This window comes from Herbaspirillum lusitanum (genome assembly GCF_046025995.1).
In the GTDB taxonomy this organism is placed as follows: Bacteria; Pseudomonadota; Gammaproteobacteria; order Burkholderiales; family Burkholderiaceae_D; genus Herbaspirillum; species Herbaspirillum lusitanum_A.
Genome location: NZ_JAQQFM010000010.1, coordinates 44,243 through 58,384, shown reverse-complemented (window position 1 = coordinate 58,384; position 14,142 = coordinate 44,243). Strand labels below are relative to the sequence as shown.

Annotated in this window: 9 protein-coding genes; 2 read left to right on the top strand and 7 right to left on the bottom strand. The window is 59.2% G+C overall.

The window, feature by feature from the left end; genetic code table 11:
- Positions 1–119: 119 nt before the first annotated feature.
- The 3 genes from PQR62_RS21160 to PQR62_RS21150 form a co-directional block, all read right to left on the bottom strand.
- A complete protein-coding gene (locus tag PQR62_RS21160) occupies positions 120–2,138 on the bottom strand; it encodes a putative bifunctional diguanylate cyclase/phosphodiesterase (RefSeq protein ID WP_408160016.1) in 2,019 nt (672 codons plus the stop codon).
- 397 nt (positions 2,139–2,535) lie between these two features.
- A complete protein-coding gene (locus tag PQR62_RS21155) occupies positions 2,536–3,540 on the bottom strand; it encodes an HD domain-containing phosphohydrolase (protein WP_408160015.1) in 1,005 nt (334 codons plus the stop codon).
- 96 nt (positions 3,541–3,636) lie between these two features.
- On the bottom strand, positions 3,637–6,462 hold the full coding sequence (locus tag PQR62_RS21150) for an MHYT domain-containing protein (RefSeq protein ID WP_408160014.1): 2,826 nt from the start codon (positions 6,460–6,462) through the stop codon (positions 3,637–3,639).
- 430 nt (positions 6,463–6,892) lie between these two features.
- Here PQR62_RS21150 and PQR62_RS21145 point away from each other — a divergent pair, with 430 nt between their 5' ends.
- On the top strand, positions 6,893–7,852 hold the full coding sequence (locus PQR62_RS21145; protein ID WP_408160013.1) for a cupin-like domain-containing protein: 960 nt from the start codon (positions 6,893–6,895) through the stop codon (positions 7,850–7,852).
- Between the two features lie 5 nt (positions 7,853–7,857).
- On the opposite strand, the gene PQR62_RS21140 is transcribed toward PQR62_RS21145, so the two are convergent.
- Positions 7,858–8,655: an alpha/beta fold hydrolase gene (locus PQR62_RS21140; protein ID WP_408160012.1), complete on the bottom strand. Its 798-nt coding sequence runs from the start codon at positions 8,653–8,655 to the stop codon at positions 7,858–7,860.
- Between the two features lie 214 nt (positions 8,656–8,869).
- Here PQR62_RS21140 and PQR62_RS21135 point away from each other — a divergent pair, with 214 nt between their 5' ends.
- Complete coding sequence (locus tag PQR62_RS21135; RefSeq protein WP_408160123.1) at positions 8,870–9,778, top strand: LysR family transcriptional regulator; 909 nt, start codon at positions 8,870–8,872, stop codon at positions 9,776–9,778.
- A 107-nt stretch (positions 9,779–9,885) separates the two neighbouring features.
- Here PQR62_RS21135 and PQR62_RS21130 read toward each other — a convergent pair whose 3' ends face one another.
- The 3 genes from PQR62_RS21130 to PQR62_RS21120 all read right to left on the bottom strand — a co-directional run bounded on the left by PQR62_RS21130 (position 9,886) and on the right by PQR62_RS21120 (position 14,111).
- Positions 9,886–10,023, bottom strand: coding sequence for a hypothetical protein (locus PQR62_RS21130; RefSeq protein WP_408160011.1), 138 nt, complete (start codon positions 10,021–10,023; stop codon positions 9,886–9,888).
- 427 nt (positions 10,024–10,450) lie between these two features.
- Positions 10,451–11,659 carry a PepSY-associated TM helix domain-containing protein gene (locus PQR62_RS21125; protein WP_408160010.1) on the bottom strand — a complete coding sequence of 403 codons (1,209 nt, stop codon included), beginning with the start codon at positions 11,657–11,659 and terminating at the stop codon, positions 10,451–10,453.
- A 19-nt stretch (positions 11,660–11,678) separates the two neighbouring features.
- Positions 11,679–14,111, bottom strand: coding sequence for a TonB-dependent siderophore receptor (locus PQR62_RS21120; protein ID WP_408160009.1), 2,433 nt, complete (start codon positions 14,109–14,111; stop codon positions 11,679–11,681).
- Positions 14,112–14,142: the final 31 nt, after the last annotated feature.

The following is a 14,142-nucleotide window of genomic DNA, read 5'->3' as shown; positions in this document are numbered from 1 at the left end:
TTGTTCAATCACGTTGTAGTGGCGCCGATGACCGCACTATCGCTGATGAACAAGACGTCTATTGGCACCGTCCGGTCCAGGGCATCGGCCAGCGCCATCAATGCTCGACGATGGCGCTGTCAGGCCGGTGCCTGCTCTGCAGCAGACTGGCCTTTCATCCAGGCCATGGCGCCTGCGATGGGCAAAGGCGGCGAAAAATAGTAGCCCTGCATGGCCGGGCAATTCATTTCCTGCAGCATCTGCAAATCGTCGATGCTTTCCACCCCTTCGGCCACCACCTGGAAGCGGAACGATTCGGAAAGATGCAGGATGGCCTGCACCAGCGCCTGGTTCTCGAGCTTGTAGGCCAGATCGGTCACGAAGCTGCGATCAATCTTGACCCGCGATACGCGCATCTGGCGCAAAAACCCCAGGGACGAATAGCCCACGCCGAAATCGTCGATGGCAATGCTGACACCCATCTCCGACAAGGCCGCCAGCGTTTGCGTGGCCACTTGCAGGTCGATCGCGGTCTCTTCCGTGATTTCGATCTCGAGCATCTCCGGCGGCAGATTGAATTCCTTCAGTTTCAAGCTCACCAGATCATTGATCACGATCCGTTCCAGTTCGCGCGGGGAAATGTTCATCGCCACCCGCAGATCGGTGAGTCGCGCGGTGTGCAGGAAGCGAATCAGCTCCACCACCTTATCCAGGATGAAGCGCAGGAGATCTTCCGACAGACCGGCCAATGCAGCGATTTCAATCAGATCGGGCGGTGCGATCCAGCCGTGCCGCGGATGATTCCATCGCAGCAGGGCTTCGAAGCCATCGGGCGAACGGCCGTTGCGCTGAATGATGGGCTGAAACCAGACCTCCAGCTCGCCGTTCGCCAAAGCCTGCGCCAGATCGCGCTCCACGTCGCGTTTCATCTGCAAGCGCTCATTCAGCCTCTCGCTGAAGACGCAATATTGATTGCGCCCTCTGCGTTTGGCCTCGTACAAGGCGGCATCGGAACACACCAGCATTTCGTTGATGTCGTCCTGATCCGACACATAGATGCCGATGCTCAAGCCGATGTGGCGATTGGCAAGCCGCGAGAACGGCAGCCTGACTGCATCGATCAGCCGCGTGGCAACCAGTTCGGCGGCCTCGCTGACCGGTGTCAGCGGATACAGGATGACAAACTCATCCCCGCCCAGCCGCGCCAGAGTATAGGCTTCGCTCAAGGCGTCCTGCATGCGCTGCGCCGCTTCAACCAGCACCTGATCTCCCGCATCATGGCCATAGGCGTCGTTGATGACCTTGAAGCCATCCAGATCGAGGAACATCATGCACAGCGGGTGTTCACGCTGCAGCAGCAGCCGTTCGCCCATGTCCATGAATCCGGCGCGGCTCAATAATCCGGTCAAGAGATCATGCTCGGCCTGATACTGCATTTTCTCGGCAAACTCGGTCAGATTCTCGTGCGCGATCTTGAGTGCAGCGGTCGCCGAAGTGGCGCGGTTCTTCAATGCGCTGGCATCGGAGACCAGTTTTTCACTGACCCGCGAGCCCCGGATCAAGGCCGCCAGATAGAGCAATACCGCCAGCGACAGCGCAATACGGGTCGAGTCGCCGCCATAGGCCAGGCAGGCGATGACCGACACCAGCGGCGGCGTAATGAAGCAGATGGGAATGCGGGCGTAAGCGAAGCCATGGGTAACGGCGCCGGCGGTGATGCCGCACACACACGTCAGATAGAACAGGGTCTCGGGCGTCGTATAGCCTTCGCACAGGGCGGGAACGCCGGCCCAGACCAGCCCGGACAGCAACGCCAGCATCCAGTGCAAGCGCAGATTGATGTCCACCGCAGTGCGCCCGCCGCTGCCCGCGACGCGCGATATCAGCGGCGCCCGGGCGATACCTTCGATCGACATGCGGCAGGCCAGAATCCGCAGCATATTGACCACGCCGGAACAAGCCAGCCATACCAGGCCGATCAGGAATTTCCCGGAACTCCAGGCGACAAAGGTTGAGATGAGCCCCAGCACCACATTGACCGGGATAGAGAGCAACACGGTCTGGCGCACCGCAGTCAACTGATCGGCACGAATTAATTGCCTGAGCGAAGAGGGATTTTCCTGAGCGGCAAGCGCCTCTTCTGAAACAACGCTGTTCAAATTCACTTCCTATTCCGGAATCAACATGCGATTCCAATAACGACAACTGATGGCGAGATGTTTTTTATTGTTGATGGCTCAGCGAGTCGGCAAGCAATCTTGATGATTTTTTACATTCGACTCCCCGGCTCTCCAGATTTGCCGGAGCAGCCGGCGCGTCTCTCGTGAAGCTGGAAAACGAGCCGATTTCCGCCGGAAGCTCAAGCGCGACCTGGCGGGGCAAGCCGACGATGAGCAATATAAAGGCGCTTCGGCCATCTGCAAACCCGGCGGCGGCCTGGCTGGCAAATATACTTTCCCGGCCCATAAAAAGCAAAAGCCCGCTATGCACAGCGGGCTTTTCCCCATGTCGAACCGCTCAATCCGATTGCAAGAAAGCGAGCCGGAACAAGCCGGCTCAGACATTCTCTCCCATAGGATCGCGCCAGCGCTCCTTGATTTCAATCAGCTCCGGCAGGCATTGCATGAATACTTCTACCAGGGCCGGATCGAAGTGTTTTCCGCTTTCGCGCTGAATCAGGGCAATCGCATCTTCCACCGTCCATGCCGATTTGTAGGGCCGTTCGCTGGTGAGCGCGTCAAACACATCGGCAATGGCGATGATACGGGCCGCCAGTGGAATATCCAGGCCGGCCAGACCATGCGGATAGCCGCTGCCGTCCCATTTTTCATGGTGGTACAGCGCAATCATTCTTGCCGTATTGAGCAGTCCGGAGCTGTGTTCGCCGATGATCGCGGCGCCTATCCTGGCGTGCTGCTGCATGATGTACCACTCTTCCGGCTCCAGCTTGCCGGGCTTCTGCAAAATGGCGTCCGGAATCCCGATCTTGCCGACATCGTGCATCGGCGCCGCATGCAACAGTTCCTCGGCCATCGCTTCGCTGTAACCGGCGCGCAGCGCCAGGCGTTGCGAATAATGGCTCATCCGGATCACGTGCATGCCGGTTTCATTGTCTTTGTATTCGGCCGCCATCCCCAGGCACTGCACTACCTGCAGGCGGGTCTGCTTCATGACGTCCAGCTGCACCAATGACAGCTGGTTCTTGACGCGCGCCTTGACGATCACCGGGCTGACCGGCTTGGTAATGTAGTCCACCGCGCCCAGATCGAAACCCATTTGCTCATCGGACACCTGATTCAGGGCCGTGACGAAAATGATCGGCGTCGCCTGGGTCGCGGTATCGGCCTTCAGGGCGCGGCAGACATCGTAGCCGGACATGCCGGGCATCATCACGTCCAGCAGGATCAGATCTACTTTTTCGGTGCGCGTGAGTTGCAGCGCTTTCTCGCCGTCCTTGGCAAAAAGGAGACGATATTCGTCCTGCAAGGTGTGTTTCAATACTTGCAGATTGGTAGGTTCATCATCTACCAGCAAGATACATTTACGGTCTTCGTTTTGCATATTTTCAGGTCCTCAACTTGCGATCCCGGCCAGACAAGTCTTGCCGGGCGCAGCCGTCATCCTTGATATGAACAGCTGCCGATCGGAAGAGAATTCTCAGCTTGCGTTCAGTTGCCGAGACAGTTCTTTCAAGTGTTCACACGCGTTTTCAAAATCGAAGGATTCAATCGCATCGTTGATGGCATTGCGCGTTCTTATTTTGCCGTTCTCAATCAGCCAGCCGCTGATTTTCTCAAAACTGGTTTCATCCAGTTCGCCATGCTGTAGACGCCCGGTCAGTTTTTCCAGCGAGGAGATCAGATCGGCATGGCTGATTCCGCTGGCCTGCTGTGTCGCTAGCCCGGCCGACGAGTCTGATGCGTCCACGTCCCGCAAAGTCTTTTCGACCAGATCCAGTTGCTTGCGCAAATCCTTCAACTGCTGAAACCATTTTTCGGATGGCTGGGCGGCGCCGGCTTCAAGCACTGCGCTCAGATGCGCCACCGTCGACAGGCCGAGGTTGGCGGCCGCGCCGCGAATGCCGTGCAAGCTCTTGGCGGCCAGCCCCCAATCCACAGTCTCTGGCCCGGCATCGGATGCGGGCAGAGGATGGCGTGCCGGCATGTCCGCCAGGAAGCGGGAAATGGCTTCTGCCATGCGCTCTCTGGTTTGCCACAAGGCCGTGCCCCTGGGCCAGTCGATGATCTGGTCCTGATCGTCGGCGACCACCTGCTCCAGCTGCGCCCCCGGCGCCAGCTTTAATACCCGGGCTATTTCAGACGCCAGCTTGGGCACATCAAAAGGCTTGCTGGCAAAACCATCCATGCCTGCCGCGGTGGCCGCGCGCCGATCCGACTCCATGACACTGGCCGTCAGCGCAATAATGGGCGTGCGTCTGCGCTGGCGATTCTGTTCTTCGGCACGGATGGCGCGGGTCGCCTCCAGGCCATCCACATTCGGCATGTGCACGTCCATCAGCACCAGGTCGTAATCGCGTGCAAAGAACTGGTCGAACACTTGCGCGCCATCATTCGCCGCCGTCACCGTATGGCCGGCATCCTCAAGCAACAAGCGCAGCAACTCCAGATTCTGGGGCACGTCATCCGCGATCAGCACCTTCAAGGGCGGCAGCTTGCCGATTCCCAGCACGCTGGCCTGGTATTGCGGCTTCTCCCCCGGCGCAAGCGGAAAGGTCAGCTTGAAGACACTGCCTTTGCCGAGCTGGCTTTCGGCGGAGATGGTGCCGTCCATCAATTCAATCAGCTGGCTGGCAATGGTGGTGCCCAGACCGGTGCCGCCGAAACGGCGACTGATGGAGGCATCGGCCTGGGAAAACGGATCGAAAATGCGGGACAGCTGCTCTTGCGTCATGCCGATGCCGGTATCCCATACCTCGACGCCGACCTTTTTCCCGATCTGGAAAACATAGAGACGCACGCCGCCCTGCTGCGTGAATTTGATCGCGTTGCCAACCAGATTGGTGAGCACCTGCTGAATCCGCAAGGGATCGCCTTTGAAGAATTCCGGCATGCCGGCTTCGTAATCCAGCACCAGATTCAGCTTCTTCTTGTCGGCATGCAATTGCAGGGAGGTGACAATCTGCTGCGCCACTTCCTTGAGCGAAAAGTCGATGCTTTCAAGCGAAACCGCGCCCTTTTCAAGCTTGGTGGTATCCAGAATGTCATTGAGCAAACCCAGCAGCGAGCGCGCCGATTGGTGCACCGTCGTCAGATGGCTGCGCTGGGTGTTGCTCAGCTCCCCTTTGAGCAACAGCTCGGAAAAACCGATGACCGCGTTCATGGGCGTGCGGATTTCATGGCTCATGTTGGCCAGGAAGGTGGTCTTGGCGGCGGCGGCTTGCTCCGCTTTTTCGGCGGCCTCGCGCAGCGAGGCTTCCATCGCGCGGCGCTCGCTGATGTCGGTCACGAAACCGACAAACAGCGGATCGCCGGGCATATCGACTTGCCCGACCGCCAGCCGCACCGGAATCAGTCGGCCGTTCCTGTTGAGCGCCATCACCTCGCGCCCTTGCCCGATGACCTTGGCGAATCCGGTGCTCAGAAAATTTCTCAGATAGCCGTCGTGTCTGGACTGATCCGGCTCGGGCATCAGCATCTTGATGTTCTTGCCGAGCACCTCGCCGGCGGTCCAGCCGAATAATTGTTCGGCCGAACGATTCATGGCCTGTACCGTTCCCTTGCTGTCGATGGTGATGATGCCGTCGACTGCGGTCTCCACGATGGCGCGAATGCGTGATTCGCTCTCCCTCATCATCCGGAAGGTCTGCTTGTAGCGCATCATGCCGTTGGCCGCCGTCACCAGCACCGTGACCGTGATGGTGAACATGGAGAGCGACAAGGACGCAAATGTGGTGTTGATGAGAATGCCGCTATGCGCCGCCTCGGCCGCGCCGATGAAACGCGCGCCGCTCATGCCGGTGTAGTGCATGCCGGCAATTGCCAGACCCATGACCGAGCCGCTCAGGATCAGACGCGTAATGCGCCGCATCCTGATGCTTTGCAGTTTGAAGCGTATGCCCAGGGAAATCGTTGCCAGCACGACAGCGACCAGAATCGACAGGAAGAAATAAAGCGGGTCGTAGCGCAGCACCGCCGACATGCGCATGGCGGCCATGCCGGTGTAGTGCATGGTGCCGACGCCGGCGCCCACCAGTAATCCTCCGAGCAGCAACTGCCAGGTGGAAATCTTTTTCTGCGACAGCATGCTCAGCGCAACCCATGACGCGGCCAGCGCAGGCAAGATGGACAAGGACGTTACGCCCAGACTGTAATCCACGCTCAGGCACAGATCGAAGGCCAGCATGCCGATGAAATGCATGGTCCAGATGCCGCCGCCCAGAGCGATCGCCCCCGTCGCAATCGCCACATGACGTTGCAGGAGCTGAGTGGTGTGCCGGGCTACGTAAGCGGTTTGCAGTGCCATGGTGGCCGAGAATATCGCCACAAATATCGAGAGCAATACCAGGCCTGTGCTGTAGGTGCCCTGGAGGATTTCCCCCCCGTCCGAGGCACTCCAAAAAAAATTCCCCATCCCCGTCCTCTGACTGAATCTTCACAAATTACATAATTACCAACATTTTATCTTTTATCCTGCGATCTTTTGTTCGGTCGCGCAAGGAAGAGCTCTCACGCCGATTTCCACACGGCAATTCTTCTTTCGACCGCATCTGTTGTCAGAATAACTTCGGCGCTGCAGGCGGGATATCGGGAGATTTCCTATCCGGCTTTTGTTTCGTAGTGCTCGCGCAGAGAGCGTGCCATGGCAGACAGCGCGTCAGTCTGGTCGGACAAACACGATGCCGGTGTGCGTGAAGATACAATCGGCCATGCGCTGGAAAAATGAAGAAACGAATATGGACGATCCGATAGCCGCTAAGCAAGAAGCACCGAACGCAGCGCCCGCGACAAGATCATTGCCGCCCCGGCCGCAAGCGACCGCCCTGACAGCCATGTCGCCCGAACAGGCCCTTGCAAGGAAACAGGAGCGCGAGCGCAAGGACGCGCTGATTCGCGGCGTCACTTCCATACACGAAATGCGTGAAGCCCTGAAGCGCGCGAGCCGCGCCCTGCCCGGCATTTCCACGATGTCCGCCGTACCGCGCGTGGCCATGCCCGACGCCGCGGCCTTCCGCGCACGTGCGGCGCAGGGCCTGCCCTTCGTGATCAGCGGGCTGGTCGGCAAGTGGCCGCTCTGCGCGCTCACGCCGCACACCCTGCGCGAACGCTTTGGCACGCTGCCGGTGCGCGCCAGAGTGGGCGACTATATCAACACCGCGTTCGCCGCTGACCGCGCCATGCAGGACATGTCGCTGCTGGCCTATCTTGAATGGGTCGCAAATGATCCGCAGGATTTGCCGCCGTACGTCGGCAATGTGGAATTACGTGAATTGAATACCTTGTGCCACTGGCCCGGCTATTTCAAAAAGATGGGCCCGCCGCGCTTCTGGCTCGGCCCGGCAGGAACCGTGACGCCGCTGCATTGCGACTACGACGATAATATTTTTGCGCAGATCTGGGGCAGCAAGCGCATCTTCCTGTCGCCGCCGCATCACGATGAATTTCTCTACCCGCGCGAAGCGAACGCGATTCTGTTCGGCTCGCCATTCGACCCCGAGGCGCCGGATTTCGAACAATTCCCGCTGGCTCGCCAGGCTGCCATGATCGAATGCGTCATGCAGCCGGGCGAGCTTCTGTATGTGCCGGCCGGCTGGTATCACCAGGTGCGTTCACTGACGTTTTCGCTCTCGGCCAACCGCTGGGCACGAGCAATGCCGCTGGTGCTGAACGGGGATCCGGCGCTGAAAGCGGATTGAGTTATTCATTCAGTCTGCTGCAGGAAAGCACGCATGAGGCGGTTGAATTCCACGGGAAATTCCATCTGCGGGAAGTGTCCGCTGCCCGGCATCACATGCAGCGTTGCCCCGGGCAACTGATGGACAATGACGTTGCCGGCTTCCGGCGACGCGCTCATATCCAGCGCTCCGGCCACCACCATCGCCGGACATCCGAGCGAGGCCAGATCTTGGTGGAGCTCCAGCTCAGCCACCATGTCCCACATGCCGGCGTGGAATTCGCTGTCTTGCCGCAGCAGGATTTTGCTCAGACGATCCAGCACATCAGGACGCTTCTGACGAAAGGCTTGAGGAAACCAGCGATCCAGATGCAAGGGAATGACGGCCTTCATTCCGCCTGCGCGCACAAGCTGCGCGCGTTCCCGGAGTATCGTTCGGACTGCGTCGGGAAAGGTGCATGAGGTAGCCACGAGAATCAGCGAACGGATGCGTTGCGGCGCCATCACCGCCAGCGTCTGTGCAATCATGCCGCCGACCGAGATACCCACCAGATGGGCCTGTGCGATGTGCAGATGCTCAAGCAGGTCGCAGACGCTCTGCGCCATGGCCTTGAAGTTCGGAGGCTGCTGCAGGTCGCCCGATCGCCCATGACCTGGCAGATCCATCGCCAGCAGATCGTGATCCCCGCCGAATGCCTCGAATTGATGCTCCCAGACGCTCAGATCCAGACCCAGCGCATGGATGAAGACAATGGGAACGCCGCCTGTAGCGCGCGTGCGGACGTAATTGATGTCAGGGCCATTGGCCATGTTCAGAATCGGCATCTGTCTGATACTCCGGGGAGGTGGATGAGCTGAGCAAAGCCTGGCAAATTGCGCCACACGCAACTTCACTCCGGGAGTCCCGATTATTCCGGACGATCCCCAAGCCGGGAACGGCCTGATCGGGATAACATTCATTCCTGATCGGAATAGGCCTCTCGATTGCGAGGGCGTCGCCAGGCAAGCAATGGGGAGAGAGACTTTGAGCACGGATCGAATGAGCGGCATGGAGACCTTCGTCCACGTGGTCGAGACCGGGTCATTCTCGGGCGCGGCCCGGCTGCTGCATGTCGGACAACCGTCGATATCGAAAACGATCGCGCAACTGGAACAGCGTCTGGGTGTGCATCTGCTGCACCGGACCACGCGCGGACTGGTGCCGACCGAAGCCGGTCAGCGGTTTTATGAACGCGCCAGGGTCGCCATCGACGAAGTCAATCAAGCCGAAAGCGCTGCACGCGGTTCGGACGCCGGGCTCTCGGGACGGCTCAGGGTCAGCGCCACCGTCACATTTTCACGGCTCTGCCTTATTCCTGCGCTCAAGCCTTTTCTGGCGCAGCACCCGCAGCTGGATATCGATTTCGTGCTCGACGACAGGAACATCGATCTGCTGGAAAATGGCATCGATGTGGCCTTGCGCGTGGGAGATTTGCCCGACTCCGGCATGACAGCCCGGCGCATAGGACGCGCCAGACGCATGGTGGTCGCCACCCCTGCGTATCTCGCAGCAGCCGGCGAACCGCAGGAACCGAAACAGCTGGAATCAACAGAGTGCATCGTCTACGACACGCGCGGCGGCGGCCCGCTCTGGCAATTCCAGCATCCCTCGGGCGCGCAGCAGCGCGTGACGATTTCAGGCCGCATCAGGGCAACTGCGGCAGAAGGCATCAGGGCTGCGGTACTCGCCGACCTGGGGCTGGCGATCGTATCCGAATGGGTGATCCAGCCGGATCTGAAGCAAGCCCGGGTGAAGCAAGTCCTGGCCGACTGGAGACTTCCGGATGTGGACTTATGGGCGGTCTTTCCGGCCGGACGCCGCGCCAGCGCCAAGGCCAGAGCCTTCGTCGGGTTTGTCGAACAACATCTTGAAAGCGCCTGGCAAGCCGACGCCGGCAATGTTCAATGAGCTGAAATGCCTCTGCATGCGCGTCGTGAACTTGCCGGCAATGAAGCTGGGGATGCCGGGATCAGATTCGCTGCGATCCCGGCTTCATCACATTGGCAAGCGCCGTCTCAGATCCAGTTGCTGATCAGGTAGACGTAGCCATCCCATACGCCGGACAGCGCACCGCCGACGGTAAGTCCTTTGGCAAAAGCGGCTTGCGCGTTCAACGTCAAAAACAGACCTGCAATCATCAAGGCAATACGCATGACATCCTCCGGTTGATCAAGTGAGCCGAACTGTCTGGGTGTGGGTTCAGATTCAGTATGGAATGCATGATGCCGACGCCAGCTTGCCGCTTTGTTTCAGAAACCCGGCCGGCTGTTACGGTTGAAATGATCCTCGCCACCGAACGTGCCCTTGCCTCCCTGCTGAATACTCAACCGGCGCTGCATGTTTCAGTGATCAGGGCCACCCGGTTCGGCGCCCTGGATACCCACAGTTCACCTTACTGGACCATTGGGATACCTGAAATAACTTAGCCCGCATGCGCGGGCTAAGTTATTTGTGTGAAAGGTGGCTTCTGGCCGATTGCGGAAGTGGACTTACATCTTCCGGCATGAGCTATGGTTTCGTCCGACTGGCCGCCAAAGGGCTTGCTGATTGTTTGTTTTCGCCGAAGGAGCGCCTCCCTTGTCATCGCGTCTTGCGGGCGTTACGCTTTTTCACCCAAATCAATATTCCGGTCATACTCAATACGGCAACTGCCAATCCAAGGAAGGATACGAATGCCTTGTAGAAAAGACCGCCAACAACGGCCATATGCAAGCTGGTAAGCCAGGTCGTCAATGTGTCCCCGGCGGCAGATCCGGTAGGGAGCCAGATTCCCTTCACCCTACCTGTAAGTGCATCTATATAGAGTGTGGTGTTGGTGTAGCGATCACGAATATCCCGTTCACTAGTGATGGCGTAACGGTACAGGCCCCGGCTCGCATCGTAGAACATCCACTCTTCCGGACCAGTTGTGAATCCCATTCGCAGCCCGAGGCGTTTCATTTCACGGCGACCGATTTCTCGGGCGGGCCACCAATCGAGCGGAGGTGACCAGAGCGGTTGCGCAAGCCGGGGCATGGATTTGTCATCCGGCTGATGTTCGAGCAGCCCACGTATTACCGGTTGATAAACGGTAGGCAGACTCAGTGCGACGCTGGAAAGCGCAATCACGAACAGCATCGGCCACAGCCACAGTCCGCTCGCACGATGCAGGTCGATATTGAGCCTATGTCCCCTTGCACTCGGCCGTATCTTCCATGCCGGCCACCAGCGGGTCAGCAAAGGCTTGGGATTCGGGTTACGTACACGTGGCGGGAGAGTGAGATAAAAGCCAACGAAACAATCGATGGTCCAGATCACGGCAACCACTCCAAACACCAGTGCTCCAGGGACACCCAGGGTCAGGGTGTAATGCAGACGATAGATGAACGGCATGAACGCCTTGCGTCCTTGCCACAAGTCATTGGCGTTGCGACTACCGAGCAGGGCGCCGGTATAGGGATGGATGAAGACCTGATTATCGACCAATGGCAATGGTTTTCCGTCGCTATCGATGCGCGGCGTGAGGAAAAATTGCAGTGCCTGGCCCGCTTCCACGCGCAGGGGCTGGTAGGCCGCCTGCGCATTGGGATTGGCTTCCAGGACCTTCGCACGCAGATCTAGCGGGTCCATGGCGGTCCTGCCGACGGGAACCGGCGCGATAAAGAGTTCCGGGCTAAGCAGGCGTTCCAGTTCGTCATTCCATGCGAGCAATGCGCCAGTCAAGCTGGCAATAAAAAGGAAGATTGCCATCACCAGTCCCGCATAGCGATGCGCGGAAAGGAGGATGGCGCGCAACGGGAGCGAGCGCATGCGTTGATCCTGTTGCTGATCAGAAGTCGAACTGGGCACTCAGGTTGATAGTCCGCGGTGCCCCTTGAATCAGGCGGTTAGACCCAGCCATCAGCCAATAGGCCTTGTTGGCGATGTTGTCCAGATTCAGGCGGAAAGTGGTCTTGGTCTGCCCGAGGCGGGTGACGTAGCGCGCGCCGAGATCCCAGACCGTGTAGCCTGGCAGCTCCCAGTTGTTGTTGGTATCGAGCACGCGTGCGCTGACATAGCGTACGCCACCGGTGAAAGTGGCAGGCATGTCGGCCAGCGAGTATTCGCTATACAGCGAATACTGTTGACGTGACGCGCCTGGGGTTCGCTTTCCATCCAGGGTGCCTCCACTGGTCTTGGTGTTGCGGGCATCAAGAAACACCGCGCTGGCTAGGATGTTCCAGCGACGGTCCACGCGCAGTTTGCTCGACAGCTCCAGGCCCTGGTAACGTGCCTGGCCATCTTGGGTGTATACCCCCGCCGAAGTGGTGTAGGTCAGTGCCTGGTTCATGCGGAACAGTGCGGCGCTGGCGGACCAGTTGCCCAGCTCCGTCTTTACGCCGATTTCGCCCTGCTTGCTCTTGAGCGGCGCGAAGACTTCGTTGGCATTGACCGTGCCGGTCGGGGCCACCGAGCCCTGCTCCAGGGCTTCTACATAGCTGGCATAAGTGGACAGCCAGGTCACCGGACGATAGACCATTGCGACGGTCGGCGTGACTGCACTCTTGTCGTATGTGGTTGACTTGAAGCTGCTGTGGCGCAGGCCGGCGATCAGGTCCACCTGCGTACCAACGTGCATGATGTCAGAGATGAAGGCGCTCTTCTGCTGTTCGGGAAAATACCAGCCACCGTCGATCCAGGTGGTGCTCAGGCCGGGATTGGCATAGTTGGTGGTCGTGCCCAGTACGCCTGTGCCCAATACCGCCGACTTGAAGTCGTTTGATTCCTGGGCCTGGATGTCCGAATAGGTCACGCCGAGCGTTACGTCATTGCGCAGGTAATCCCCACCGAAGGATCCGGTTAGCATCGCTTGAGTCTGTTCGGAACGCACCTTGGAAGGCAGCGAGATTTGCATTTCGGTGTAGGTGCCTGCGGCATTGGCATACAGGAAGCTGTGGTCGCTCTGCATGTCCTGGTCCCATTTTCGATAGGAGACACGGGCATTCCAGTCTTGAGCGAACTGCCAGGCCAGCGAGGTTCCAACCGAGGTGCTCCTGATCTGGCTATAGGCAAAGGGGGACGCCAGGCGCTTGCTGCCATCCACTGCGGCCGGCGGCGCCGAGATCGCGTTACTCAAGCCGCCGCTGGCATTCGGGACCAACTGGTAATAGACCGCGTCCACGCGCCGTTCCTGGTGTAGCGCATCCAGGCTCCACACGAGGTCACGTGTCAGGCGCCAGTCGAAGGCCAGGGATACAGTCTGGCGGTCGATCTTGCCGCCATCCTTTACATAGGTGTCGCCTTGCTCCTTGACCAGATTGATGCGGTAGCCAAAGCGGTCATCTTCACCAAAGCGCCCGCCAACGTCTCCGTGAACCAGCACTTTCCCGCTGTCGGTGATTTGTGTATTGAGCGTGCGTACCGGTTCATTGGTGGGGCGCTTGAGTGTCAGGCTGACGATGCCGCCAGGCGTGCCGAAACCATACAAAAAGCCACCGGCGCCTTTCAGTACCTCGATGTTCTCCATCACTTCCGTGGGTAGCTGCGGGGCACCCAGGAAGCCGATCAGGTCCATGCCGTCCAGCTTGTAGTTGTTACGATAGCTGAGCAGGGTACCGCGAATAAGCAGCACATCACCGGTACCGTTGGTGTAGTTGCTGCCCGAAGCGATGCCAGCATCCCCCTTGACCGCGTCGGAAAGCGAATGGGCCTGCTTGTTCTCGATGAGCTCGCGCGTGATGACATCTACGCTGTAGGGCGTGTTGCGCAAGCTGCTGGTGCCGAGCGCACCAAGCTTCATGCTACGGGAGCGATAGGCGTTGTTCTCGCCGCTTTCGGCTTCGGCTGAAACTTCCACTGTCGGCAGTGTGCCGTCGCTTGCGGCGGTGTTGGTCGCAGGGGCTTCCTGTAGGACATATCCACCATTGTCCGACTTGACGGCTTGCAAGCCGCTACCCGCCAGCAGTGCCGCCAAGCCGCCTTCTACACTGTACTGGCCGTTGAGTCCGCCGCTGGTCTTGCCTTGCGTGCGATTGGCATCGATCCAGATCAGGATGCCTGCCTGGGCGCCAAAGGCATTGAGCGCCTGGTCCAGCGTGCCGGCGCTGATGCGGTAGCTTTTGAGTGCAGCATTGACTGGCTGGACCGGCTGCGCATGCACGACTCCAGATATGCTGATTGTACCGATGGACAGGCAGGCGACGATCACCGCGCGGGAGATGGCAGACAAGGCCGGCAGACCTGCCTGGCGCTCGGTTATCTGGGCAATCGCTACTGAAGACATGGTTGGTTCCCCTTCGTTGGTGTGTTGTGGG

Excerpts from the sequence above, each read along its gene's own strand:
- PQR62_RS21155 (WP_408160015.1), bottom strand. The coding sequence starts at position 3,540 with ATGCAAAACGAAGACCGTAAATGTATCTTGCTGGTAGATGATGAACCT.
- PQR62_RS21120 (WP_408160009.1), bottom strand. The coding sequence starts at position 14,111 with ATGTCTTCAGTAGCGATTGCCCAGATAACCGAGCGCCAGGCAGGTCTG.
- PQR62_RS21130 (WP_408160011.1), bottom strand. The coding sequence starts at position 10,023 with ATGCGTATTGCCTTGATGATTGCAGGTCTGTTTTTGACGTTGAACGCG.
- PQR62_RS21150 (WP_408160014.1), bottom strand. The coding sequence starts at position 6,462 with ATGGCACTGCAAACCGCTTACGTAGCCCGGCACACCACTCAGCTCCTG.
- PQR62_RS21135 (WP_408160123.1), top strand. The coding sequence starts at position 8,870 with ATGAGCGGCATGGAGACCTTCGTCCACGTGGTCGAGACCGGGTCATTC.
- PQR62_RS21125 (WP_408160010.1), bottom strand. The coding sequence starts at position 11,659 with ATGCGCTCGCTCCCGTTGCGCGCCATCCTCCTTTCCGCGCATCGCTAT.
- PQR62_RS21145 (WP_408160013.1), top strand. The coding sequence starts at position 6,893 with ATGGACGATCCGATAGCCGCTAAGCAAGAAGCACCGAACGCAGCGCCC.
- PQR62_RS21140 (WP_408160012.1), bottom strand. The coding sequence starts at position 8,655 with ATGCCGATTCTGAACATGGCCAATGGCCCTGACATCAATTACGTCCGC.